The following is a 24,196-nucleotide window of genomic DNA, read 5'->3' as shown; positions in this document are numbered from 1 at the left end:
AATAAAAAAAGAGGGTTTAAAATCCCCCCCCTTTACAATTAATTTCACTCTTAACCTTTGGTTCACTTAAATAATGTTAGATCGACCAAGTCATCCCACCAATATGTCCTGTTTAATTTTCTGGGCATAAGGACAATTTGCTTAATGAATGTTACCTTGCTCATTAAATCTCTCATTATCAAGCATAAATCTTTATTTCCAGGGAACTCACTCCTAAATATATCCACCTAACACCCGTTGAATTAATACTTTTATATGGGATTACGACTGTTTACATTGGCGGTTACCATCTCCCCAGTTACCCGTACCATTTCGCACCTACCTCATATTTCATCAAAAAAATGCCTCCTCAACTAAGAGAAGGCATTCGCTATTTCTCGATATAGACCGAACGAATCAATGTCCGGGTTCTTTCGGTACCATCCACATTTTTTTCCTTAACATCTATTGTTACATTATAAACACCTGACTTAGGTACTTCTGGAAGGGTGCCAGTAAAATTTTCAGTATCCATTGCCTTAATTGAGTTTTTTTCACTAATTTCTTTACCGGTTTCATCTAGCAGATGAACCAAAAATGTTGTGCTGATTGGTCTTTTTTTATCATTCATTGGATTCTTTATTAAAAATTTTGCATCTTTTTGCTTAACTTTACCGGCCATACTTAATGTAATGGGGTTCTTTTCGTTAAATTGTGCTGTGAACAGGTAGGCGTCTTTTGGCGATTTAGTCTTCATACGTACTTTCCAGTCACCAATTTCAAGGTTATTTCTATAGAATGATTGGATGGTTGCACCATTAAAAAAGGAAGTTTCATTTTTGGCGGAATGGGCCTTCAAGGAAGGTGAATACTTTTTATTGGATGGAGAAATCAATTCAACCTCGACATCATTTGAGGCTGTATATATGCTTATATTACCTGGGGCCGCTTCATTTACATGGAAGCTTTGTTCGACCCAGACATTTTGTTTCAGGGCATCACCCAGAACGGTTTGAGCGAGTGCGGTTGTAATGACATCATCTTCAACTCGTTCTTTATAATTGACATGATATGCAGGAATCCCAGCGGTGGATGTACTTCTTAAATAGGGTTCAATTCTTGAAAATACAGCTGAGCCAACTCGAATATTGTCGTGATCAAAGTTGGGATCCGTAAATAAATGTGTTGCATAGGGTATTTTTGTACTCCATACATTCACCAGTCCATCATTTTCCCCATATGATGATAAATATTGTCCCCCCATTGATAAGGCTGATAGTACCGGGCCTCTGTTCATACCTGCCACAGTGAAATACAAGTTTTTACGAGAGTTAACATGGTTATCCGTGACAGAACGAAATTCAGCCATTTTACCAACTTGTAAAGAATAAGTTCCCTCATCTTTTTGACCTAATAAGGAACCAAGCCAGCCCGCATACCAGCTATAAGCCAAATCAGCTAGGTGAGAACCATGATGTGGAGAAGCTAAAGTGATCACCCTTCCAACATATTGGTGTGCTCCATAGTGGACTAGAGCCGCTTGGGTGTCTGGGCCCCCTTTGCTGTGAGCTATAATATTTACTTTTTCGCCCCCGAAATGGTTACTGATTTCTGAAAGCATTTGAGCTAAAAGCCTTCCATTGGCATATTGGCTCACTGATCCATTTCCAGCTGAATCATGAAGCTGGACAAAAACCGTTTGGTAGCCTGCTTCATACGCTTTGGTGTACATATCATTGACACCATGATATTCCGTTTCACCATACCAGCTGGTTGAACTGCCGTTTTTCCCTTGAACAAACACGATCGGTGGTTTGTTTGTATCAAGATTGGGAGGAATACTTCCAAGAAACCAATCCCCTGGACTGAAAGTTTCGTAGGGCGGTTTCAATTTTCCTGCTGAGGAAATGTCTGGCTTAGCCATAATTAATATGGTTAGAATGAGGACAAGAAAAACGACATAATTGATTACATTCTTTTTCAAGGGTTATCTCCTCCAATATCATCTGGAATTTTTTTGAACTTATCCAATTATCAATGCCCTCCTTCCATAGCCTTCATTAATATATAATTGTACTTTTGCATACCATTACCTGCTATCTTCATAAAGATGGGAGAAAAAAACTAGAAGAAGTTTCATTGAAAATGGAGAAAAAGTATGAAGATATGCCTTCCATTCATTTTTGTATGTGGTCTTTTTCATTTTATGAAGACGTGATTTGGGAGGAAAACGGAATGCTGCCAATTCACGAAAATAGAGAACAAGCCCTTATCCTGCATAGGATAAGGGCTTGTTCATCCAGATTAACTTTTCCTTTGAATTTGCCATTGTCCATTTGCTCCTATTCATGGTGTTTGGAAGTCCGCCCTATACATTAAGTAAATAATTTTCTTTCACAGCAATTGGCTGCCATTATTGGAATCTCAGTAGCAATCGGATATTTGCACAAGAAGTTTGGATTGTACACTTTTTACTACATACACGTATTTTACAAATGTTCTAATGTCAGCAGCTCCTATGCAACTTCAAAAGAATTATTTTCCCTTTCCTCTTTGTTCCCCTTCTTTCCATGTTACTTGAATCTTGTCCTATGGAAGCCAGGATTTTATGGATTCAAATGGCCACTCTGTAGAGGAAGCGCTGGTACAATTGAACTCTCAACTACATTTAAAGTGTAGTTCGGGGTCAAAAAAAATGATATCGTCAATCGAGAATCCTACACATTCAGCAAATAAATAAGCCTTATCAATTCGCAAAGGAACCTTATATTGCTCATAGTCAATGTAAGTCCTCTTGGCCATCTTCAGCACTTTAGCCATTTCATCTTGAGTTAATCCTTTATACTTCCTGGCTTGTTTAAGTGTGAACTTAACGCTTGTCATATCTTGTCACCACCTATCTAAAAAAATAATATCACACTTGAAGTATAGTTACCAACAATTTTTTGCAAAATTCACGCACTTTACATTTACTCACTTTCACTCATAGTGTATATTCAAGTAAGAGGTGAAGAAACATGCACATTGGTGAACGGATTAAGATGTTAAGAAAAGAAAGAAAAATGACACAAGAAGATTTGGCAAATGTATTAAAAGTAGCTCCTACGGCAGTATCAGCTTGGGAATCCGGACGGAATAAACCTTTAATGGATAAATTGAGCATGATGTCCACTTGTTTTGAAATACCGCTATCCCACCTCATTGAAGGAGCTCCTATCGTTAGAAATAATCCTGGAATGGAATTCCTAAATGAAAAGAATGTAAGATTAATTGGTGTCTACGGAAATATCCCTGCTGGTGAGCCTAATTTCACCAACGAATATATAGAAGCGTATATGCCCACATTAAATTCGATGCTTAAATCGGATAAAGAATATTTTTTCCTTAGAGTGAATGGCAATAGCATGAATAAAGAATTCAGAGACGGATCATTGATTCTCGTTGAAAAAACACCCTACCTTGATAACGGGAAAATTGGAGTGATCTTGGTAAATGGACACGATGCTACGGTCAAAAAAGTGAGAATCAATGAAGAAAACATCATACTCACTCCCTGCAGTACGGATCCTTTTTATGAAGAAAAAACCTATAACATAAAAAATGATAGAGTCCGTATTTTAGGAAAAGTGGTTCAAGCCATTAAAATATACGATTAAAATCCAACTCGAGGGTTTCTTACGGAAAGCAAGTAAAATAAATGAATAATGAGCAACCATACATATTCAATTCTTTCAGTTTATCAACATAATTGCTATTGCCATTTTAGGTACAAGCCATCATTGGTTTGTGCTTTTTAGTATTGTTCTTTTATTTGTCTTTACATAAAATACATTAAAATTTGTGTCAGCCCATAAAATAGGAAATTATTCATATGGAAACCAAGATACAGTATTATCGCCAGGTCATTATGTCTATACCGAACAACTTACCCGCAAACGATGAAAACTTTATCACCGACTTATACAATTCCCACAGAACCAGTTTTCTTTGAGCATCTAAGATGAATTTAGGTAAAACGATCACTATCATAACAATGAAGTAATCATTAAAGGGAAAACTTACTGGAGTCGCTATTGATCACCTGTAATTATCAATCGGCGATTTAATCCACAGATTACTTATTTCATTAAGTGAATGTATTTGAAAACTTTGTTAGGGGCCATTTTAGTATATTTCCTTTCATACAAAAGAATAAAATGGTTTATATCGGGCATAAAATCATCATATTTTTATAATTCGGTTCACAACCCCTATAAGAATCTTATAATTGATAATAAGCATTTGCCTCTGTAGCTCTAGAAGGAAAGAACGCCGTAAAACATTGTTGCCACCGGGTCGCAAGGTAAGGGTTTCAGAAGCACAGAAAAGCAATTACGCTGAGGCAGGCGGAATTCCTGCCGGTGAAAATCCGTAGGGAAGCGTGTTCTCCCCTAGCCAATGCTTACAAAGGAGCGGGTTCGAATCCGTCAGAGCCTTATTTCCTGAAAACTGCGATTATTATATACTCACAGAAAGTGACTCCCATTTGCACAAGTCGTCTTTTGCCTTCTAAGTAAATTAATTTTCCTCTTATACTCCTATCCTATTATCTAAGTAATAGACCGAATCAGGAAGGCAGAATATATATAGTTATTTCATTACATGCCTATTCCTGAAACAAAAAAGCCCCCTCTATTTTTAAGAAGGGCCTACTGCGTGGTGTGCTTCTGGAAGTTAAAATGATTATTAATTATTCATTTCACCCGCAATTTCTGGTTTACTGTAATGGTGTACTGACTGTCAAGACCGTTCCAATCTTTAATTTGCTGCACCGTACTGCCATAAGCAATGCTTAAGGAATATACTGTATCCCCACTAACGACATTGTGGTATACAGCTGTACTTTTCTTAGTTAGATTGAAGCATTTAACTAAACCGTTTACATGTCCGCGAGCCAGTGATTCGATAAAGGATGACGTTTTCAACTTTGCTGCGTCATTTACATTATCGATAAATCCATTTTCAGTCAGGAGTGCAGGCATGTCCGTTTCACGGAGCACATGTAAATCTCCAGTTTTTTGTCCTCTGTCTTGGATGTTGATAAGCTTCATGACCTCTGAGTGAATATGATCTTGATACATTTTCGTAATCTGATTAGTGTACGTATAAATGTAATCCTCGTACCCGGTGCCGCCGCCGGCATTAATGTGGATGGAAAGATAAAAGTCAGCTCCCCACGCGTTCGCTGCATTCGTACGATCGTTTAAGGAGGGGAATGTATCTTGGGTCCTGCTCATTTTCACATAAACGTTATTATATTCTATCAATAAGATATCTTTAATTCGAGTTGCAATGGATAAAGTTAAATCCTTTTCTTTCAATCCATTACCCACCGAGCCTGGATCCGAACCGCCGTGGCCGGGATCAATAAATATTTTTACCATTTCTATCACCTCTATTAATCTTATGTTACGTATCAACAAGTGCTTGTACACATAACCATCGGATTAAAGAAATTTCAAGATAAAGTATCCTTCTTCTCGGCAACTGTTCCAAAAAAAAAACACCCCTAAAGGTGTACATTATATGATGACATTCTCCCAATGGACGAGAAATTTTTTAGTAGCCTACATCCTTTTTTCACTTTGTATCAGGAATTATTGGGCCTCTATAAATAAAACGATAGAAGGAGATAGAGAGATTAAAATAGTCAACATTAACCTAAATACTCTAACAAAATGCTTGCATGTATTAGTTATGGTTTGCTTCATTTAATTGCTCTGCACAATCTTTGATTGTGTCAATCACTATGGCTGGTTCTGTTAATTGCGGAAAATGCCCACTTTTTTCAGCGACAATATGTTTACTGCTTTTTGACAATGAAAGTAATTCCATTTGATTCTCAAGTCGTTTTTTTCGGATTTCCTCTGGCATCATTCGATTTTCTTGTCCACCAGTAATGACCAAGACAGGTATTTCTGGAAATGTATCGATTTGCTGGATTTGATCCACAGTATTCTTCACAAAATATACTTCATTGTATTGTTTATGTGATGATAAGGAATCAAACAGCTTGAACATTTTATTAATCGTTTTTACGGCCTTGCCTTGGTATTCATTAAGGCTGATATCTTTCGTTGTACTGGATTCTAAAAAAACAATTCCCGCTACTTCATTTGGGTAAAGTCGGGCAAATAAATTAGCATATAGGCCGCCTAGTGAATGCCCGACCACTAAGTATGGAGGTTCAAAACCGACGATCGTTAATGCTTCACGTAAAGTGGTAACAATACTAATCCCATCCTGGTTTTCCTTCGGTTTATCGCTGCCAGCAACACCCAATCGATTATAGGAAAATACAGATGCTGATTCCGAAATAACCGGTAGTATTTTCATCCAACCCTCCATCGGTCCGGAACCACCGTTAATCAAAACGATATTCGGTTTGCCTTTTCCACTAATATTATATTGTAACGTCCCTTTTGGCGTTTCCACTTTATATTTTTCTATTTTCATGTGTCTGCCACACCCCACTTTGTTTAGATTACTCTACGTGTGTAACAAGTCATTAGTTTCATTTATTGAAGCTATAATATAATGCATTACTTTTTACGAAAGTATCTGAAAATGTGGAATCTTATCCTATATAAGGTGAGGTTTAATTTAAAAGGAGAGTTCATATGATGATGAATGAATACGGTAAGTTGGAACAATTGGTTCAAAAGTTTATTCAAGGAAGCAAACTAATTCGAGCATGGGAATTAAAAGGAGGAATATCTGCCCAGGTTACAGGACTGGAAATATTACAATCGTCAGGGCGGGTCGTAAAAATGATCGTTCGTCAGCATGGCGATAATGACTTGAAACGGAATCCAAATATTGCTTCATATGAACACAAGCTCTTAGGGATATTGAAAGCTGCCGGTTTGCCTGTACCAATGCCATATTACTTTGAGCAATCCTGCGAGACATTTTCCAAGCCATGCATACTTATCGAGTTTATTGAGGGTAAGTCAGAATTCACTCCTTCAAATCTTAATGATCATATCTTGCAATTGGCAATCAATCTAGCAAAAATCCATCGTGTTAATTGTGCAGATCTATCTTTATCATTCATGCCTAAACTGGAAAATACATATGTCGAGATGTTAAATAATAAAGATAGGGTAATCCTGGACGAAACATTAAATTTGGACTTGATTAGAGATTTGCTGAAATCCTCCTTGCCGCTAACCTCCATGAATAAGGAAGTGATCCTTCATGGTGATTATTGGCCAGGAAATATATTATGGAAAGAGGATAAACTAGTTTCCATAATTGATTGGGAAGACTCAGGTTTAGGGGACCCTTTGACTGACCTTGCCAATAGTCAACTCGAAATTTTATATCATTTTGGAATGCAAGCGATGAATGACTTCACCAATCAATATAAATCCATGATGCCAGAGGTGAATTTTACAAACTTACCCTTCTGGCAATTATTTGCCGCATTACGGTTATCAACATTTCCCGAATGGGGCTTGGAAAAAAGCAAGGAAAATAACTGGCGGAAAAAACACAAGTCATTTGTTCGTCAAGCGATTATCCGAATTCCGTAAATTAATGTTTATTCAAGTTTTTTGAAAATGATTGAAGGGTCTGATATGCACGTAATTTTCGATAAAGGCATTTATACCAGTCCCTTTATCATTTATTTTCATAAACTAATAATGACTTCCAAAAAATTCCAGGAGGTGTTTACATGTATAATAAGCCCTGGGGACATCCGAAAGGCGGTCAATGTCCACCACAATATTGCCCACCTAATAGAATGCCCACTCAATATAATCTATCTCAAACCTCCCCGACCAAGCAATATGTTAAAACCAATGTAATTAACACTGTTATTCCGGTTTTTCACCCGACACATACAACAACCGTGAATAAACACTTCAACACCTATATACCGCATACCCGAAGTATCGTAAAAGAGTGTTATTCCCAAAGCTTTGTTTGTGGAGTTCCTCAATCCCCCAGTTATTCGAGGAGAATGTTAAGATATTAATTGAAAAAACCCCGAATCGGGGTTTTTTATAATTCCTTCAACCTCTTGAATTGAGTTACAAAGTTTTACAACTGTCTGAATGCAAACTCCCTATACTTTTTAAAATTTTGTTTCTTATAAAACTCTTTTGCTGCCATGTTTTCATACCAATAATCCAGTTCAATTAAATCTATATCATTCTTTTTAGCAATATCATAGACCTCATTCATTAGTTTTTTACCGTAACCTTTATGGGTTTGACCTTCAACGATACTAAGCTGATGCACATATACTGATTTATACTCATTTTTAAAAATACTTTCTGGATAGTTTTTAATTTCAATCCATGCGTAACCGATTGGCACTTCATGATCTTTTAAAACTAAAAAAACTAAATTATTATTTTCAACCAAATTTTTAAACGCTTCTTTCATTGCATTATAATTATATTCCTTAAAATACTTAGGATATAATTTTGCGTGCAGATTGTGAACATTTTGATTTAATTTTGCAATTACTTCATGATCCCTGGATTGACTTACATACATAATTATCCCCCCCTGCCTATACTATATTACAATCAAGCAACGTCCACATTCCAAAAGTACAATCATAGCCACTATCTGATAGTAGACAAACTCTATGAAAATCGAGTTTGTCTATTTTTATGGCTTGTACAATTTGGACGTTGATTGGAACGTAGGGCACTCGCTTTCCGCGGGCGGTCGGGGAGCCTCCTCGGCTTTCGCCTGCGGGGTCTCCCCTAGACGCGCTTTTCCCGCAGGAGTCTCGAACACCCGCTCCAATCAACCTTGTCTTACCTTTTAGATAGAACACTTTTGCCTAGATTCATTTTTGTATTTAAATAGAAGTATTAATGAGGATGCTTTCTAAACATGATTCTATTCAGCAAGATCAACTTGAAATGATTGCTTTAGATCAACTGGTGCCACCGAACCATTTGGTTCGTAAAATGGAGGCTACCATTAATTTAAAGAAGATGGCCAATTAGACATGGCGGGGTCAAAAAATGGCCTAACATATTGGGCTAGAGCCCCAATCTCTTAACTTTAGGCGAAATTCTGAGGAAAATTCAAAAGGGGTTCAGAATTTTTTATTTCCGAACCCCTTTTGTCTACAAACTGATGGGTCTTCATAAAGAAGATCCCTTTTCGCTTGCCGATAACATCTGATTATATTAATAGAGAGTATGCACTATAGTGGGATACCTGAAATATTGGGAAAGTGATCTATTTACCGCAGACTGGGAATCCTAAACCAATTAAAGTTGTTGCTAATATAGATGAAATACGGATTCTAAGTGTAGCTACGTCATCAATTTCAATGACTAAAAAGAATTGACCATTAACTTCCAAGATACAAGGTGATTGCATTCTTTCTTCCCCCTTACTATAAAAAGATATGATAGTATATGAAAGTTATATAAAAGTGTAATAGTTTAATAGTTGATTTTAATAGGGGGATATTCATTTGATTTCAATGTTAATTGCCTTAGGGGATTGCTTTTGCAGGTTAAAAGTGCACTTATTTCATTCGGGGACACTGAAAAAAACACATGAAGCGCAACTGCTTCCGGGATACCTTCACCTTAATCCCTACTTGCGTTTAGCAGTTGACCTTCTTTATCTCAAGATCTAAAAGGAAAAGAATTATAGCCATCGTATATGAAATTTTCGGATGCACAATTCCACTTCTTGCGCCAATAAGTGAAACCGCCCAATTCTTAGGAAATACAATTGGCGGTCAAGGTATCCTTCTTGGACTTTCCTAACATAGGAGAAAACATCCTACTAATAAACGAATAGTGAGTATTTTCTATTGTTGGATCAGATGAATATTATATATTCTATCGAGGTATATCTTAAAATAAACCATGTCTTTGCAGAGGTTCTTCAGACTGTCGAAAGGTTTTTCCATTCAATTGATGGACGGATGTATCTGGCTAGATGAAAGGTTCAACTTTTACCTTCGAAATCAAGTTGCCGGCCTTACACCAAGAATGAAGACCTTTTTCTATCACTATGAATATAATGCGTCCAGACTTTACTGGATCTCTTTTTCTTGGTGATTGACCGTTACCATATCTTCCCCCTAAAGTAATAGGCTGTTGCGGTTCCCCCCCCCCCCGTTATTCTTCTCTTAGGCTTTGTTCCTCAGTATGTTCTCACTGGTGATATAAGATGACGATAGGAGGAATTATCGCTTGGCTCGATTAAGACAGGTCTCATTGGACCCGCCAAAACTTAGCTTTACCTCGTTTTCTTTTATCGCTTTTAAGGCATCCAATAAAAAACTTCCATCCAGTGATACACTTAACCCCGCCTCACCTCTGATTGACTTGATGCTTTGCGTTTCTTCTATTTTCCCTAATTCCGATGAATTAGAAGATATCCTTAACTTACTATTATCTAGGATTTCTATAAGTACATTGTTATTTCTCCATTCACTTGCAAAAAGGCAGGCCCTATCAATACCCTTTAATAGTGTTTTCGTATCCACGGTGATGATCGTTTTCAAATCTTTTGGCAGCAATTCTGATACATTCGGATAATTACCTTCAATCAGCCTTGAAAAAAGTGAGATATGATTTGTTTGAAAGACGATATAGCTTTCTGTGATGAAAATATGCATGGTATCGGCTTCATTATTAAATAACTTGGTTAACTCATTAAGGCTTTTACTTGGAATGATGAAAGAGCCAGTCACCTTCGACTCCAACGGAAGTTCTCTTAACGCTAAACGATGGGAATTCGTTGCAACACAAGTAAGCTTGTTTTCCTTGATAGACAAATTGACTCCTGTAAGTAGAGGTCTGGTCTCGTTTTTAGACACAGCAAACGCAGTCTGTTTTATGATTTCCAATAATTCAACACTTGGGATATTAAAATAACCAGCTCCATCTATTTGAGGAAGATTTGGGTATTCCCCGGAATGTAGTCCATTTAGGTTCATGACTATTTCATTTTTAATAGTAACTGATTGATTTCCGTTCAGCTTTACATGGATGACATCAGGTAATTTTTTAACGATTTCACTTAAATATTTGGCTGATAAAACAACCGTACCCTTTTCAAAAACCTCCAATTCCTTTACACCATCAATCGTTAAAGGAATGGTTTTTTCAATGACAATATCGGAATTACTACCAAGAAGGGTTAAGCAATCTTCATTAGCCACTATCTTTATTCCTGATAAAATGGGTATTGCCGTTTTTATGGAAACGGCATGGCTGACATCTGAAATCGCCTTATTGAAACATTCTTTGTTTATTATAAATTCCATGAAATACGTCACTCCTATATAATCGTTAAAGGAATCTTTCGACAAAATCCCTGTTCAACCCTCTTTTTATGTTGCTATCAGGTTGGAGGAAGCGGCTTATTGTATCACTTTCATTCTATTATTGAGCGCAACTGGATATTTTCTGCCATGACAGAAAATATGTAACTGAATATAGGTGTTATGTGTTTAATATGAGTACTTTAGATGTTAAGATTCTTGGTGGAAGAGATTGAAAAATGGTAATCAATATTTAGGAGGAGTTCATCTTGAATCCTTATGCATTTTTGGCAATAGCCATCCTAAGTGAAGTGTTTGGCAGTTCGATGTTAAAAGTATCGAACGGGTTTAAAAGGTTATTCCCTTCGATTGGTGTGGTTATTGGGATGGGTTTGGCTTTTTATTGCCTATCGTTATCTCTAATAACAATCCCACTTGGGACGGCTTATGCCATTTGGTCGGGAATAGGCACAGCTTTAACTGCTTTAGTGGGAGTTATCGTTTATAAAGAAGGCTTTAACCTAAAAAAATTTTTAGGTTTAGTCCTGATCATTGGCGGAGTGGTTGTATTGAAACTCTCTAGTGAAGGCACTTCTTAACAATTTAATAATCGGAGGTAACAATATGAAAGGATACATAGCTTTAGGAATTTCTATCATAAGCGAAGTATTTGGTACGACCATGCTTAAGCTGTCTGAAGGCTTCACTCATTTATCCGCTACATTTGGGGTTATGATAGGATTTGGTATAGCATTCTATAGTTTATCTGTATGTCTTAAAACAATTCCGTTAAGCTTAGCATACGCCATTTGGTCAGGAATAGGCACAGCTTTAACAGCATTGATAGGCGTGCTTTTATGGAATGAGCCATTTAGTATCACTACATTAGGCGGCTTAGTATTAATAATTGGCGGAGTGGTTTTACTAAATGCTTCCCATACCTCCAAACAAGCGGAAGGAGAATCAAACTAAGTTTGACTCTCCTTCTCTCCCCGCTCATTCAAAATATTAGTAGACTTCACCAAGTTCTCCGTGCAAAGTCCGTGAACTTGAATTTGTCGGGTCTATGCCTGGATTCGCTATACTGAAACAAGCTTCCATCGATTAAATGAACTGTACTTTTCACAACTGCCACCATATCGAAGTCTTCAATGTCCAATAATTGTTTATCTTCTTCACTGCATGGCTCCACAGTAATTTCCTTATTTGAAAAACCAATCTGGAGCCCGAGTTCCTTTTCGATATATCCATAAATCGAATCCTCACAAATTTCCTTTGTCAGGTTGCTTACGAACTCGCTTTTGAAATAGTCTTTGTCCAGGATGATTTTCTTCCCATTGATTTGCCGAACCCGGAAAACTTTCCATACTTCACCATCATCAGTTAAGTCTAGAAGCTTGGCCATATTAGGGTCGGGGGTCTCAAGCTCCAACTTATGGATGATCGTTTTGGAATGCAAATTCAACTTTTCCACCATTTCTTTATAGGAAATCAACCCTGCTACAGGAAAATTAAATTTGCTGAAATCCAAGACAAAGGAACCCTTGCCTTTGATTTTATGGATATATCCATTTTGTTCAAGCAACTGTAAGGACTTTCTCACAGTATCCCTGGATATGTCATACTCTTCCATGAAGCTGCTTTCGGAAGGAAGCTTTGAATTTGTCGGAAAGATTCCTTCTTCAATTTTTGAAACGATATCACCATATAGCGATAGATATTTGCTGTTCATTTCATCACCACAATATATTTTTCTTAGTCTGCTAGTTGTCCTTTTTCAACAAATAGACAACCGATTCATAGGGACGGAGGATAAAATCACCTGCAAGTTCTTTCGAATCGATATAGTTTGAGAGCAGGAGCTCCGGGATGTACCCGGATAGGTCAATATCCTTTGGTATTTCGAAGGAGGCTTCTTTTGCATAAAAGTTATTGATGACCAAAAGTTTCTCGTTTTCATAACTGCGTATATAAGCGAACAAAGCCTCATGGTCGCCAAGAATTTCCTGATAGTCCCCATATGCAATGATATCATGTTTCTTACGTAAGAATATAAGTTTTTGGTAATGATGAAAAATGGAATCCTGTTCCAAAAGTGCGTGTTCTGCGTTGATGTTTTTAGCATGATCAGGCACCGCAATCCATGGAGTCCCTTTTGTAAAGCCTGCATGCTCCGTATTTTCCCACTGCATGGGAGTTCGCGAGTTATCACGGGATTTAGCTTGAAGGATTTCAATTATTTCCTTTTCATCCTTGCCTGCCTCTTTTAAGATATTATAATAATTAATCGATTCCACATCCCGGTATTGTCCAATATCATTGAACTTCGGATTGGTCATCCCTATTTCCTCCCCTTGATAAATATAAGGGGTTCCCCTAAGCATATGAATGGCTGTTGCCAGCATCTTGGCAGATTCGTTATGATACTCTTGATCATTCCCGAACCTGGATACAATCCTCGGCTGGTCATGATTGCACCAGAACAGGGCATTCCACCCATTTCCTTCTTGCATCCCATATTGCCAGCTGCTTAAGATTTCCTTTAACTGCTTGAAGTCAAAATCTGCAAGTGACCACTTTTCCCCATTCTTATAATCCACCTTTAAATGATGGAAACTGAATACCATGGACAGCTCCTTTTCAACAGGAGCTGAATATTTGATGCAATGGTCAATGGTCGTCGATGACATTTCCCCTACTGTCAGCACCTCTTCATCCTTCCCGAAAGTTTCTTCATTCATTTCTTTGAGGAATTGATGAATCTTGGGACCGTCTGTATAAAAACATCGGCCATCTCCATCTTTGTCATTTTCATAGATGTCAGGTTTCGAAATAAGATTGATGACATCCAAACGGAATCCTTTGACACCTTTATCCATCCAGAAGTTTACTACATTGAAGATTTCCTGCCTTACTCTGGGATTTTCCCAGTTTAGATCAGCTTGTGTCCGATCGAACAAGTGGAGGAAGTATTCATCATGTTCCGCTACATATTCCCATGCAGGGCCCCCGAATTTCGAAATCCAATTGGTAGGAGGCTCTCCATCTTTCGATTTCTTGAAAATATAATAGTCCTTATATTCTTTATCTCCAGCCAATGCTTTTTGGAACCACTCATGCTCTGTTGATGTATGGTTGAATACCATATCAAGCATGATTTGGATATCCCGCGAATTCGCTTCTTTCACCAATCTTTCGAAATCATTCATCGTTCCAAAAACAGGATCAATGGATGTATAATCGGCTACATCATATCCATTATCATTTTGCGGTGAACGATAAAAAGGGGTGAGCCAAATATAATCCACTCCCAGTTTATTCAGATAATCAAGTTTTTCAATCACACCATTTATGTCCCCGATTCCGTCACCGTTCGAATCCTTAAATGATTTCGGATAAATTTGATAGATGGTACTTTTTTTAAAATCCTTCATTGTGATTCCTCCTCTTCGATCCCCGATGCATCTTTCATTAGTATCGTAAAAAAGAGGGAGAATGCTTCTCCCTCCGCGTTATCAAGCATTTAATTTCGTTGTTTTCGTTCTAGTTTTCAAGTTCATTTTAGGACGTTTGGAGAATGCTATAGTCAAAATGAATGGCACAACGAAAGCAACCAGCATCGCGAGTGCAAACATCCCCATATGCTGCGGCTGGATGGATAGGATACCTGGGATCCCTCCAACACCGATTGAGTTCGCCATTACTCCAGACCCGACTGAAACGATGCCTGCAAAAAGTGAACCGATCATACCGGCTAAGAACGGAAAGCCGTATTTCAAGTTAATGCCGAACATGGCTGGCTCGGTTACACCGAGATAACAAGAAATCGTGGCAGGTATGGAAACCTGCCTTTCCTCCTGGTCCTTTCTGTTGATGTAAATCATTGCCAGCACTGCCGTACCTTGTGCAATATTGGATAATGCGATCATTGGCCATAGGTTTGTACCGCCAAGTTCACTCATAAGCTGAAGATCGATTGCGTTTGTCATGTGATGCAGGCCTGTGATGACAAGCGGTGCATAGGCAAAGCCGAAAACGGCAGCAAATAGCCAGCCAACTGATGAAGTCAATCCGGAATATACAACCGTAGAAATGACAGAACCGATTTTCCAGCCTATAGGCCCCAGAATGGTATGGGCAATGATTACAGTTGGAAGTAACGCGAAAAATGGAACGACGATCATGGAAATGGAATTGTGCACTTTATCTCTCAAGAACCGTTCTAAATACGCCAAGACGAACCCTGCAAGTATCGCTGGTATGACTTGAGCCTGGTAGCCGATCATATCGACCTGAGCAAAACCGAAATCCCAAAAAGGTATATCACTTGCCTTTGTGTTTGCCACTGCATATGCATTAAGAAGCTGTGGGGAAACCAGGGTCAAACCAAGGACGATGCCGAGGATTTGGGTTGTGCCCATTTTCTTCGAGATCGACCATGTAATCCCAACAGGAAGAAAATGAAAAATAGCTTCACCTATCAGCCAAAGGAAGGCGTGTACCCCTGCCCAAAATTGTGAAATATCCACAAGGGTCTTTGTACTGTCATCGAACATTTTAATATCCCCGATAATATTGCGGAATCCAAGAATGAGTCCGCCAACGACTATGGCAGGAATCAGCGGGGTGAAAATATCCGCAAGATGAGCAATCATGCGCTGAAGCCAGCTCATATTCTGTTTTGCTGCATTTTTCACATCTTCTTTTGACGCTTCCTGAAGTCCAGCTATGGAAACGAATTCATTATAAAACGATGATACTTCGTTCCCGATTATGACCTGGAACTGGCCAGCTTGTGTAAAAGTTCCTTTCACAAGCTTAATCGATTCGATATTCGCTACATCCGCCTTGGCGGGATCTTTCAACGCAAAACGCATTCTTGTTGCACAATGCGTAACCGTCGCAATATTTTCTTTCCCTCCGACATGTTGGAGCAAATCCGTTGCTGGTTCTGTGTATTTACCCATTTCACTACTTCCTTTCCCTAGAAAGCAAAATATAGTTGTTTTTATAACCTGTACGTATAGGTTCTGTATACGCTTTCATATTATCCTGTACGTACAGGTTGTGTCAAGAACTTTTTCCCCCACTTTAAAGGAATTGATTATCATGGACTTTCATTTACGATTCTGTTCTTGCTAATTTGGATTTTGATAGTTTTCATATTATCCCGTATTTTAAGACGAGTAGCTGAAAAATTCAGAAATAAGGTATAATGAAGATATAACCTCTCAATTAATATTTTAATGGTTAGAATTAGCAAGGAAAACGGGAGATGAACTTATGTCTGAAACTACTGAATTTCCACTTATATCAGGTAATATTTCTCTGGATTTAGTGAATACGGAACTGGTCAGTCGTGGCAAACGGCAAGATTTATTACTATCAGAACGGGATGTGCTGGACTGGGTTACTGTAATAAAGGGGAATAACTCCTATTTGGATTATCAGTTATCATCAAAAATTAAAGAGAGAATTCAACGAGTATTTGCAAGCATTCTAGAAATGCGTACTATTTTAAGAAAACAATTTGAATTAATAGCAGCTGGGAATCCGATTCCTGATGAGTTTATCGCCTATTTGGAAAAAAAAATCGAAAAATCGCCTTTCACATATAAATTAAGTAATCAAAAACTGGTTCCCATACCTGTTGGAGAAGCGGAAGATATCCTGCAAGCTTATATTGCCTTTGACACATTATCTTTAATTGAAAAAAATAAGCTGTCATCATTAAAGCGATGCTCGAATGATGATTGCGTCCTGTTATTTATCGATGAAAGCGGAAGACGCAAATGGTGTTCAATGAAAATATGCGGGAATAGGAAAAAGGTAGCCAGATTTCAACACCGGAAATCTGATGATGAATGAAGATCTACCTTATTAAGTTTGTCAGAATGTAAACAAATTTGAAGTAAGCTCGTTGCCTGCAGTTTATTCATTATAAAATGGTTCCAGTCAATTTTAGGAATCCGGTCCCTTTCCCCCGACTGTCTGCCAAGCCTCCTCAAAGCGAGCGACTGTGGGGTCTTGGCTAACCAGTCATTCGGCAGGAGTGTCGTGAGTTTCTTCACATCCATTTAGGATTTCATAAAACAGGGATTCGGGTTGAAACTATATTGAACCTCCTCTTGTCAACACACTGAGTTGGCTTTTTTTATGGATTTTTGAACTAACCACTAAAAATTGTTTTGACGGGTTAGTTCATTTCGTGTAAAGTCTAATTATATAAAAAAGGAGGGTTCACTTTGGACCGTATTTCAGCAGCGGGGCATAAAGAAAAACGCTTATTTCATATTCATTATTTATCGAAGATGAAGGGAAAAGGAAGAAGCCCTTTACAGATAAATGTAAAGGACGCAATAACGGGGTTGATTGGGGGATTTCTCACTATATTCGCCTTGATTCTCTTAACAAAAATAACATCAGCAGTGTGGTTAATGGCTCCATTTGGTGCCAGCTGTGTGCTGGCGTTCGGTCTGTGGAACGCACCATTATCACAACCGCGGAATATTATAGGCGGCCATTTTGTTTCAACATTCGTAGGATTAGCTTCCTATCATTTTATTGGCGATGAACCTTGGGCAATCGGCTTGGCTGTCGGATTAGCAATTGCGGTGATGATGCTGACAAAAACGACCCACCCGCCAGCTGGCGCAGACCCGCTAGTAGTCATGCTTGGCCAGTATGGCTGGAGCTATTTATTTACTCCTGTTTTAACTGGTGCTGTGATAATCGTTTTACTGGCATTGTTAATTAATAATTTGCGCAGCAATCGGAGCTATCCAACTTTTTGGATTTGATTGCTTTTTAATGTGTTATTTGCAATGTTTCACTATCATGAAATAATAAACGAGGAACGCTCAGGCTCCTCGTTTTTTTCAGCCATAATTGCTCGTATTCCTGTTAACTTTTCAATAACCTTTATCATCCATCATTTAGTTTGACTTGCGTTTCTGCAACTTCCACACCGTTCACAAGGAGTGATATTCGATGGATCCCCTTGTAATGTCGACGTGTCGTCAGGTCTTTCCAATTGTGAATCCTCACTCTTTCAACTCCTTCACCATCTGAGAAATCCCTATCTGCCAAAAGGAAATTTTTACGGGAAGTTTTCTGATTTGCTTTTACAAAATCGATGGCATACTCGATCCGAAGTTTCACAGAGTTCTTTTCTTGAACTTGAAAACCGAAATGAAGTTCACTTGTTTCCCCAATACAAATCGAATCTGGTTCATTTCTAATAAATGCTTTTGTAATGAAATTCGGATTATTCAATATATCCGTGTATCCAAATAAAGAAAGGACTTCTGGATCTGCTTGACGAACTAAGGTCCTGCATCCCCGTCGAATAATCCAAACCGTGTTGGGTTCCCCGCTTTCATACCAGCGCTTGGCTGTTTCTATTACGGTTTTCGGATGATCTTTGGCAATATCATTCAAGTTATTGGCCACACTTTTGCGAACATATAGGGACGGATCGTTTTTCAGGTTCTCAAGTAATTCCAAGACGGGTGCCGGATCGGATTTGAACATCGGTAAAGATTGGCCCCAAGGTAACCTGGGCCTGCATCCCTCACTAGCCAGTCTGCGGACATGCTCATTATCATGATTGGTCCATTTCTTCATCTTATCGATCATTAAAATGGGATCAAGCAAGATAAAAGCACGAATTGCAAACTCGGAGGATGACCTTGCTGTAAAACGCTCCAACGCATCTAGCGATAAAGGCCAATCTTTCTTATTCAATCCATGTACCTCTACAAAATCCGGGAAAAATAAATATCTAAAACCCTCACAATCCTTATCAAGCCGATACAAAATATCCAAAGCCTCTTGATAATCACTTGGAAGATGCTTTCCAAGAGTAATGGAAATGTGCCTTATTCGTTCTTTTAACTTCCTCTCGTCCCAATGCTCATCAATTACTTCCCCTACAAACGATTCAGTAGAGAAGGACGGATTAACACCCTTTACTTTTTCACCGAATTCACGAATGAACGTTTCATTATATAAATCCTTTAAAGGCTCTGCCATTTCATTCACTTCTTTTCTTCAGGTTAAATTTGCTAATGGATACTCGCACTACCTATCAGCTATCATTTCAAACTATGTTATGCCCGATACAATCATTAAAAAAGGACAGCTTACTTTACAGAACAAGTCTGTCCAAAATCAAGTGAAGTTCATTCAACACTATTTGGAATGGCTGCATATTAGCTGATTCTATAGGAATCTATATACTCTTTCCAATGGATGTAATCTTTGCACCAGAACCCGTTTCCCATAAGTCCATCTTATATCCCCATACAAAATCCCTACAGGAGTTTTCCTTTGTGTATAGTATGATAGTAGTAGCATATAAAGTAAAATATTCCTACCATATTAATGAATTAATCAAACCGACAAAAAGCCCACTCTGAAGAGCAAGGGCCTTCTTCGAGCTTTTATCAAAGAAAAAGGGACAGTCCCACTGAGTTAATACTTTAACACAGTGGGGACTGTCCTAATTGTCTATTAGACATTTTGGTTTTAGCTTTATCTGACCTTTCTACTTATCTATTTAATTGTTTCACTTTTACAGGCTTTTTTTCCTTGCTTAATTTGATGATTTGACCAATAATGCTGATGGCAATTTCTTCAGATGTTTCCGAGTCAATTTCCAATCCGATTGGAGAATGGACCTGCTCCAACTGTTCTTGCGTGACCCCTTCACTTTTTAACTTTTCAAATATGCTTATGACCTTGCGTTTACTGGCTACCATCCCAACATATGCAATCGGAAATTGCAGTGCCGTTTTTAATACGATATCATCACAATCTTTTGTAACAATTACCACATATGATTTTTCATTTAGGTTGGCTGCGAGCAGAGCCTTTCCAATATCCTCGTTCACAAAAAGGTTTGTCGCATTAGGAAAGCGTTCCTTTGTACAATAACCAACGCGATCATCGACAATGCAATAAGGATATTCGAGGAAATCAGCGAGCTTTGCCAACGCATGGCCTAAATGACCGGCCCCAGCCAGAATGAGTTCAGGCCTGCTTGTATAGACTTCAATAAAGACCCTTAACGTGCCGCCACAATTCATCTGAATTCCGTCTTTTGCATGTTTATTCAATTTATATTCTACGATTTTCGATTGGCCATCTTGGATCGCCTTTACACTATCTTCGATCAGATAGTGTTCAGCCAAACCCCCTCCGACAGTCCCTTCAATGGTTCCATCCCGGTAGACAATCATTTTCCCAACATGCCTGGGAGTCGAGCCCTTTGATTCAATAATCATGGCTAAAGCAAAGGTTTCGTTTTGACGTGTCAGCATGGCCACTTTTTCCATCAGCTGCATAAAAGCTCTCCCCTATCTTTAAGCATTAATTCGGTTGATATTGCTTCATGCTAAGAAAATAACGTAAAAGATGTAACGCGACGGTTTTTCTGTATGCCGCAGTGGAGCGTTGATCGTCGATTGGACTAATTATCTTATCGAAGGCTGCCACAATTTCAGCGATGTCTGCATCGGCTAATGGTATCGTTTTTCCAACCAGCTTCTTCTCAATATCAATGGAACGAACCATCGTAGGTCCGACCGCCCCGAAGGCAAACCGAATGTCATCGATTCGATCTTTGCTCATCCGGGCGAAACCCGCAAACGATACTTTAGCAATGGCATCTGCGTTGCGGTTGCCGACTTTCTCGAAAACGACATGTGAATCTCCTAATACGAACGGAAGGATAATCTCCGTTACTATTTCATTGTGAATGCGTTGAACCTGTCGTGGACCTTGAATGAAATCGCTAATCGCAACCATCCGATCACCATTTACGGAGCGCAACAGAAGCTTTGCATTGTATACATATAATAAAGGAAGCATGTCACCGGCTGGAGAGGCGTTGCATATATTACCGCCTAATGTTCCCCTGTTTCTAATTGCCGGGGCAGCAATTGTTTTAATTGCATTCTTTAAAGCAAAAGGAATCAACGGATTTTCAAGTAATTCACTATAGGTACAGCAGGCCCCGATGTGGAGATCCTTGTGATGTTGATACACCTTCTTTAATTCGGAAAGATGATTAATAAAAACAATCGGTTTAGGGATTTTTGGAGGTACTCCCCTTCTACTTTTGTGAAGAACCATAACATCGGTGCCTCCGGCTATGATTGCACAATCTTCTCTATTCAATTGGCTCAAAGTTTCGTCTAAACGCTCGAAGCGATACGCTGTTATTTTCTCTACCATAAGCCATCACCTTTTTTAGCTGCTAGGTTAATCGCGTCAACAATCATATTGTAGCCCGTACATCGGCACAAATTTCCGGAGATGCCCTCACGAATTTCAGCCTCTGAAGGATGAGGGTTTTCAGATAACAAAGCTGCACTTGCCATAATCATTCCCGGTATGCAATAGCCGCATTGCACTCCCCCGGCTATGGAATAGCTTTCATCTAAAATTTTAAATTGTTTCGTTTCAATGATGCCTTCGATCGTTTGAATATCGGCACCAGCAATCGAGCCAATTGGAATAAGGCAGCTGTTTTGCAGGAGGTTATTCACAAAAACACTGCAGGCTCCGCACTCCCCTTCACCACAGCCTTCCTTTGTTCCGATTAACTCAAACTCATCTCTTAATAAATCTAGTAATCTTGCTGTAGCAGGGGCGTCAGTTTCTACCGTTCTTCCATTTAGTGTGAATGTAATCAACCCTCTTACCTTCTTTCATCCAAAGACTTTCAATAATGACTTCCGGTGTAATCGGAATTTTCTGAAAAGAAGTGTGCAGGGCATCCTCAATCGCAGCTTGGACTGCTGGAGCGCCTCCGATTAAAGTCAATTCACCTGCGCCCTTCGCCCCATATGGACCATCAGCATAGGGGTTATCAAAGACCTTGCTTTCAATTGAAACAATATCCAATGAAGTCGGCGGTCCATAATCCGATATGCTTTTTTGTTGAATTCTACCTTGTTTTGACGTCATCTTTTCCAGATAACCGTATGCTAGCCCTTGAGCCAAACCACCGTCAATTTGGCCTTTCATGATCCGTTCATCGATGACCTTCCCAACTTCATAATTGCCGTATACTTTTTCTAACTTTAAATTACCTGTTAACGTATCAACTTCTACTTCAACGATATTAACGCCCCATGAATAAGCCGGGTACGCATCTCCAGTAAAGGTTTTCTCATCCCAAGGAATCATTTCACGGTGAACATAGTGCTCAACCACTTCCTGTTCCACCCCTGTTTGCCACTGATTCTTAAGCTTTTTTGCGGCCATTTCCAGCAATTTTCCGACAATCATCGTCGTCCTGGAAGCTACGGTCGGACCCGAGTCGGGAACCTCTTTTGTGTCGGGATAAGGGTACAAAATATCTTCGAACGGGAGGTTAAGTTCTTTGGCGACAATTTTACACAATGTCGTCAAAATACCTTGTCCCATATCAGAGTTTGAGATTTTTAGTGATACCTGGTCGTCCTTTGATTTAACCAATTTCACCTTGGCTTTAATATGATCTCTTTCGCCACTGCCAGTAAATCCACAGCCGTGGAGGAACAGCGAAGTTCCTATGCCTTTTTTATAGCGCTGATTTTGTTGATTTAAGCGCTGAAAGTCTTCTTTTTTCTTGTTGTATTCTGACACGTTGAGTGCGTCCTCAATCATATCTTCCACTAATATCGGGTCGCGGAATTTACCTTTGGTGATGGTGGGATCTCCTTGTTTGACGAGGTATTTTCGTTTATAATCAAGCGGGTCGATTTTTGCCAGTTTACTAAGATGTCCAATATGACTTTCGATTCCGGCAAAGCTTTGAGGAGCACCAAAGCCTCTGAAGGCGCCGTTCGGAACGGTATTGGTTTTTAAGACATAGCCTTTTGCATGAAAATGCGGAATTTTATAAACACCGGCACTGTTTAATAATGCGCGCTGCAGCACGACAGAGCTCAATCCAACATTTGCCCCTCCGTCGAGAAAGATGTCAACACACATGCTTAAAATATTTCCTTCCTTATCAAGGGCCGTCCGATATTTGAGTTTGGCCGGATGCCTTTTCGTCGTTACCAGCATATCCTCAGAACGGTCGAACACGAGCATTACCGATTTTTTGACTGCTCTTGCGGCAACTGCCACGTGACAAGCCATCATAGAAGGATAATCTTCTTTGCCGCCAAAACCTCCGCCGGTAGGACTTTGAACAACCCTGACTTCATCGTCACCACAGGCTAATGCGCTTAGCAATGCATTTTTTATATAATAAAGACATTGCATCGATCCCTGGACGACAATTTCATCATCCTTATAAACGGCGAGCATCCCCTGCGGCTCAAGATACACATGCTCCTGATAACCCGTATCATATTCTTCTTCGATGATTTGATGGGCTCCCTGCTCGATAGCTGAAATGTTTTCTAAGCTTTCCCCAAATTCATAGCTTGCCATAACTAAGGATACTGATTTTTGCTTGATCGCTTCGTCCAATGTATAGATAGCCTGATGTTCTTCAAATTCAACCTTCACTTCATTTAACAAACTGTACAGGATATCCAGGTCTTTGCCCGTAAGCATGAGAATTGGCTCACCAATATAATTGACCCACTCATTGGCAAAAATGGGCTGATCTTCTTTGATGATTTTGACATAATTCGGTCCGGGGATATGCTCTGCTCCAACAGCTTCATACCCTTCCGGAAGGTTAGGTAATTGAATCGATATTATTTTTCCATAAGCAATTGGCGATCGATACAAAACACCATAAACCATATTTTCCACTTTTACGTCACTAATATAGGGCAACTGGCCAGATACTTTACCTTTATGATCCTTTTTGGGCACTGAGGTGCTTATGTCTTTGAGATTCATTGCAACAACACCCTTCGACTCATTTTTTAATGGGACATATTCTGAATAGAAACCCTTCCA

At 39.0% G+C, this 24,196-nt stretch carries 22 protein-coding genes and 1 pseudogene; 8 read left to right on the top strand and 15 right to left on the bottom strand.

Annotated elements, in window-relative coordinates; all coding sequences use genetic code 11:
- Positions 1-370 precede the first annotated feature (370 nt).
- A complete protein-coding gene (locus J7I96_RS22105) occupies positions 371-1,903 on the bottom strand; it encodes an esterase/lipase family protein (protein ID WP_396020128.1) in 1,533 nt (510 codons plus the stop codon).
- 734 nt (positions 1,904-2,637) lie between these two features.
- Positions 2,638-2,862, bottom strand: coding sequence for a helix-turn-helix transcriptional regulator (locus J7I96_RS22100; RefSeq protein WP_214773838.1), 225 nt, complete (start codon positions 2,860-2,862; stop codon positions 2,638-2,640).
- Between the two features lie 134 nt (positions 2,863-2,996).
- On the opposite strand from J7I96_RS22100, the gene J7I96_RS22095 reads away from it, so the two are divergent.
- Positions 2,997-3,635, top strand: coding sequence for a LexA family protein (locus tag J7I96_RS22095; RefSeq protein WP_214773839.1), 639 nt, complete (start codon positions 2,997-2,999; stop codon positions 3,633-3,635).
- Between the two features lie 1,077 nt (positions 3,636-4,712).
- Here the strand turns inward: J7I96_RS22095 and J7I96_RS22090 are convergent.
- Together J7I96_RS22090 and J7I96_RS22085 are read right to left on the bottom strand one after the other, a co-directional pair.
- Entirely contained in the window at positions 4,713-5,402 is a 690-nt protein-coding gene (locus tag J7I96_RS22090; protein WP_214773840.1) for an N-acetylmuramoyl-L-alanine amidase family protein, read from the bottom strand.
- Positions 5,403-5,709: 307 nt separating this feature from the next.
- A complete protein-coding gene (locus J7I96_RS22085; RefSeq protein ID WP_214773841.1) occupies positions 5,710-6,474 on the bottom strand; it encodes an alpha/beta fold hydrolase in 765 nt (254 codons plus the stop codon).
- Between the two features lie 164 nt (positions 6,475-6,638).
- On the opposite strand from J7I96_RS22085, the gene J7I96_RS22080 reads away from it, so the two are divergent.
- Together J7I96_RS22080 and J7I96_RS22075 are read left to right on the top strand one after the other, a co-directional pair.
- Complete coding sequence (locus J7I96_RS22080) at positions 6,639-7,556, top strand: aminoglycoside phosphotransferase family protein (RefSeq protein ID WP_251025427.1); 918 nt, start codon at positions 6,639-6,641, stop codon at positions 7,554-7,556.
- Positions 7,557-7,699: 143 nt separating this feature from the next.
- Positions 7,700-8,002: a CotD family spore coat protein gene (locus J7I96_RS22075; RefSeq protein ID WP_214773842.1), complete on the top strand. Its 303-nt coding sequence runs from the start codon at positions 7,700-7,702 to the stop codon at positions 8,000-8,002.
- A 65-nt stretch (positions 8,003-8,067) separates the two neighbouring features.
- Here the strand turns inward: J7I96_RS22075 and J7I96_RS22070 are convergent, their stop codons facing one another.
- The gene (locus J7I96_RS22070) at positions 8,068-8,529 is read right to left on the bottom strand and encodes a GNAT family N-acetyltransferase (RefSeq protein WP_214773843.1); all 462 of its coding nucleotides are present in this window, start codon (positions 8,527-8,529) and stop codon (positions 8,068-8,070) included.
- A 335-nt stretch (positions 8,530-8,864) separates the two neighbouring features.
- Between J7I96_RS22070 and J7I96_RS28485 the strand changes: the two genes are divergently transcribed.
- Complete coding sequence (locus tag J7I96_RS28485) at positions 8,865-8,993, top strand: hypothetical protein (protein WP_285289458.1); 129 nt, start codon at positions 8,865-8,867, stop codon at positions 8,991-8,993.
- 238 nt (positions 8,994-9,231) lie between these two features.
- Here J7I96_RS28485 and J7I96_RS22065 read toward each other — a convergent pair whose 3' ends face one another.
- Together J7I96_RS22065 and dnaN are read right to left on the bottom strand one after the other, a co-directional pair.
- Positions 9,232-9,375, bottom strand: a complete 144-nt coding sequence (locus J7I96_RS22065; protein WP_214773844.1) for a DUF3956 family protein — start codon at positions 9,373-9,375, stop codon at positions 9,232-9,234.
- 780 nt (positions 9,376-10,155) lie between these two features.
- Positions 10,156-11,284, bottom strand: a pseudogene (gene dnaN, locus J7I96_RS22060) (DNA polymerase III subunit beta).
- Positions 11,285-11,550: 266 nt separating this feature from the next.
- Here dnaN and J7I96_RS22055 point away from each other — a divergent pair.
- Both J7I96_RS22055 and J7I96_RS22050 read left to right on the top strand, forming a co-directional pair.
- Positions 11,551-11,880 carry a DMT family transporter gene (locus J7I96_RS22055; RefSeq protein ID WP_057276132.1) on the top strand — a complete coding sequence of 110 codons (330 nt, stop codon included), beginning with the start codon at positions 11,551-11,553 and terminating at the stop codon, positions 11,878-11,880.
- Positions 11,881-11,905: 25 nt separating this feature from the next.
- Positions 11,906-12,253: a DMT family transporter gene (locus J7I96_RS22050; RefSeq protein ID WP_057276133.1), complete on the top strand. Its 348-nt coding sequence runs from the start codon at positions 11,906-11,908 to the stop codon at positions 12,251-12,253.
- 46 nt (positions 12,254-12,299) lie between these two features.
- On the opposite strand, the gene treR is transcribed toward J7I96_RS22050, so the two are convergent.
- The 3 genes from treR to treP form a co-directional block, all read right to left on the bottom strand.
- Positions 12,300-13,013, bottom strand: coding sequence for a trehalose operon repressor (treR, locus tag J7I96_RS22045; protein ID WP_214773845.1), 714 nt, complete (start codon positions 13,011-13,013; stop codon positions 12,300-12,302).
- A 31-nt stretch (positions 13,014-13,044) separates the two neighbouring features.
- Positions 13,045-14,715 carry an alpha,alpha-phosphotrehalase gene (gene treC / locus J7I96_RS22040; RefSeq protein ID WP_251025428.1) on the bottom strand — a complete coding sequence of 557 codons (1,671 nt, stop codon included), beginning with the start codon at positions 14,713-14,715 and terminating at the stop codon, positions 13,045-13,047.
- An 81-nt stretch (positions 14,716-14,796) separates the two neighbouring features.
- The gene (gene treP, locus J7I96_RS22035; RefSeq protein WP_214773846.1) at positions 14,797-16,248 is read right to left on the bottom strand and encodes a PTS system trehalose-specific EIIBC component; all 1,452 of its coding nucleotides are present in this window, start codon (positions 16,246-16,248) and stop codon (positions 14,797-14,799) included.
- A 316-nt stretch (positions 16,249-16,564) separates the two neighbouring features.
- Here treP and J7I96_RS22030 point away from each other — a divergent pair, with 316 nt between their 5' ends.
- Both J7I96_RS22030 and J7I96_RS22025 read left to right on the top strand, forming a co-directional pair.
- On the top strand, positions 16,565-17,149 hold the full coding sequence (locus J7I96_RS22030; protein WP_214773847.1) for a CGNR zinc finger domain-containing protein: 585 nt from the start codon (positions 16,565-16,567) through the stop codon (positions 17,147-17,149).
- 377 nt (positions 17,150-17,526) lie between these two features.
- Positions 17,527-18,081 (top strand): HPP family protein, encoded by a 555-nt coding sequence (locus J7I96_RS22025; protein WP_214773848.1) that lies wholly within the window; start codon positions 17,527-17,529, stop codon positions 18,079-18,081.
- Between the two features lie 124 nt (positions 18,082-18,205).
- Here J7I96_RS22025 and J7I96_RS22020 read toward each other — a convergent pair whose 3' ends face one another.
- From J7I96_RS22020 to J7I96_RS22000, 5 genes are all read right to left on the bottom strand, one after another.
- Positions 18,206-19,315: a DNA alkylation repair protein gene (locus J7I96_RS22020; protein ID WP_214773849.1), complete on the bottom strand. Its 1,110-nt coding sequence runs from the start codon at positions 19,313-19,315 to the stop codon at positions 18,206-18,208.
- A gap of 518 nt (positions 19,316-19,833) precedes the next feature.
- On the bottom strand, positions 19,834-20,628 hold the full coding sequence (locus J7I96_RS22015; protein ID WP_214773850.1) for an XdhC family protein: 795 nt from the start codon (positions 20,626-20,628) through the stop codon (positions 19,834-19,836).
- 25 nt (positions 20,629-20,653) lie between these two features.
- Positions 20,654-21,520, bottom strand: a complete 867-nt coding sequence (locus J7I96_RS22010) for an FAD binding domain-containing protein (protein ID WP_214773851.1) — start codon at positions 21,518-21,520, stop codon at positions 20,654-20,656.
- Positions 21,514-21,981 (bottom strand): (2Fe-2S)-binding protein, encoded by a 468-nt coding sequence (locus J7I96_RS22005; protein WP_214773852.1) that lies wholly within the window; start codon positions 21,979-21,981, stop codon positions 21,514-21,516. Before J7I96_RS22005 ends, J7I96_RS22010 begins: the two co-directional genes overlap by 7 nt.
- The gene (locus J7I96_RS22000; protein ID WP_214773853.1) at positions 21,941-24,136 is read right to left on the bottom strand and encodes a xanthine dehydrogenase family protein molybdopterin-binding subunit; all 2,196 of its coding nucleotides are present in this window, start codon (positions 24,134-24,136) and stop codon (positions 21,941-21,943) included. Before J7I96_RS22000 ends, J7I96_RS22005 begins: the two co-directional genes overlap by 41 nt.
- Between the last annotated feature and the right edge of the window lie 60 nt (positions 24,137-24,196).

This window comes from Bacillus sp. ISL-78, assembly GCF_018613455.1.
Classification (GTDB): domain Bacteria; phylum Bacillota; class Bacilli; order Bacillales; family DSM-1321; genus Peribacillus; species Peribacillus frigoritolerans.
Note: the sequence above shows the minus strand (reverse complement) of the source record. Positions and strands in the feature narration are given on the sequence as shown.

Bases quoted from the DNA above. Each gene is read 5' to 3' on its own strand.
- treC (WP_251025428.1), bottom strand. From the start codon at position 14,715: ATGAAGGATTTTAAAAAAAGTACCATCTATCAAATTTATCCGAAATCA.
- J7I96_RS28485 (WP_285289458.1), top strand. From the start codon at position 8,865: ATGCTTTCTAAACATGATTCTATTCAGCAAGATCAACTTGAAATGATT.
- J7I96_RS22020 (WP_214773849.1), bottom strand. From the start codon at position 19,315: ATGGCAGAGCCTTTAAAGGATTTATATAATGAAACGTTCATTCGTGAA.
- J7I96_RS22095 (WP_214773839.1), top strand. From the start codon at position 2,997: ATGCACATTGGTGAACGGATTAAGATGTTAAGAAAAGAAAGAAAAATG.
- J7I96_RS22070 (WP_214773843.1), bottom strand. From the start codon at position 8,529: ATGTATGTAAGTCAATCCAGGGATCATGAAGTAATTGCAAAATTAAAT.
- J7I96_RS22075 (WP_214773842.1), top strand. From the start codon at position 7,700: ATGTATAATAAGCCCTGGGGACATCCGAAAGGCGGTCAATGTCCACCA.
- J7I96_RS22065 (WP_214773844.1), bottom strand. From the start codon at position 9,375: ATGCAATCACCTTGTATCTTGGAAGTTAATGGTCAATTCTTTTTAGTC.
- J7I96_RS22105 (WP_396020128.1), bottom strand. From the start codon at position 1,903: ATGGCTAAGCCAGACATTTCCTCAGCAGGAAAATTGAAACCGCCCTAC.
- J7I96_RS22080 (WP_251025427.1), top strand. From the start codon at position 6,639: ATGATGATGAATGAATACGGTAAGTTGGAACAATTGGTTCAAAAGTTT.
- J7I96_RS22085 (WP_214773841.1), bottom strand. From the start codon at position 6,474: ATGAAAATAGAAAAATATAAAGTGGAAACGCCAAAAGGGACGTTACAA.
- treP (WP_214773846.1), bottom strand. From the start codon at position 16,248: ATGGGTAAATACACAGAACCAGCAACGGATTTGCTCCAACATGTCGGA.
- J7I96_RS22010 (WP_214773851.1), bottom strand. From the start codon at position 21,520: ATGGTAGAGAAAATAACAGCGTATCGCTTCGAGCGTTTAGACGAAACT.
- J7I96_RS22030 (WP_214773847.1), top strand. From the start codon at position 16,565: ATGTCTGAAACTACTGAATTTCCACTTATATCAGGTAATATTTCTCTG.
- J7I96_RS22100 (WP_214773838.1), bottom strand. From the start codon at position 2,862: ATGACAAGCGTTAAGTTCACACTTAAACAAGCCAGGAAGTATAAAGGA.
- J7I96_RS22015 (WP_214773850.1), bottom strand. From the start codon at position 20,628: ATGCAGCTGATGGAAAAAGTGGCCATGCTGACACGTCAAAACGAAACC.
- J7I96_RS22000 (WP_214773853.1), bottom strand. From the start codon at position 24,136: ATGAATCTCAAAGACATAAGCACCTCAGTGCCCAAAAAGGATCATAAA.
- J7I96_RS22050 (WP_057276133.1), top strand. From the start codon at position 11,906: ATGAAAGGATACATAGCTTTAGGAATTTCTATCATAAGCGAAGTATTT.
- J7I96_RS22090 (WP_214773840.1), bottom strand. From the start codon at position 5,402: ATGGTAAAAATATTTATTGATCCCGGCCACGGCGGTTCGGATCCAGGC.
- treR (WP_214773845.1), bottom strand. From the start codon at position 13,013: ATGAACAGCAAATATCTATCGCTATATGGTGATATCGTTTCAAAAATT.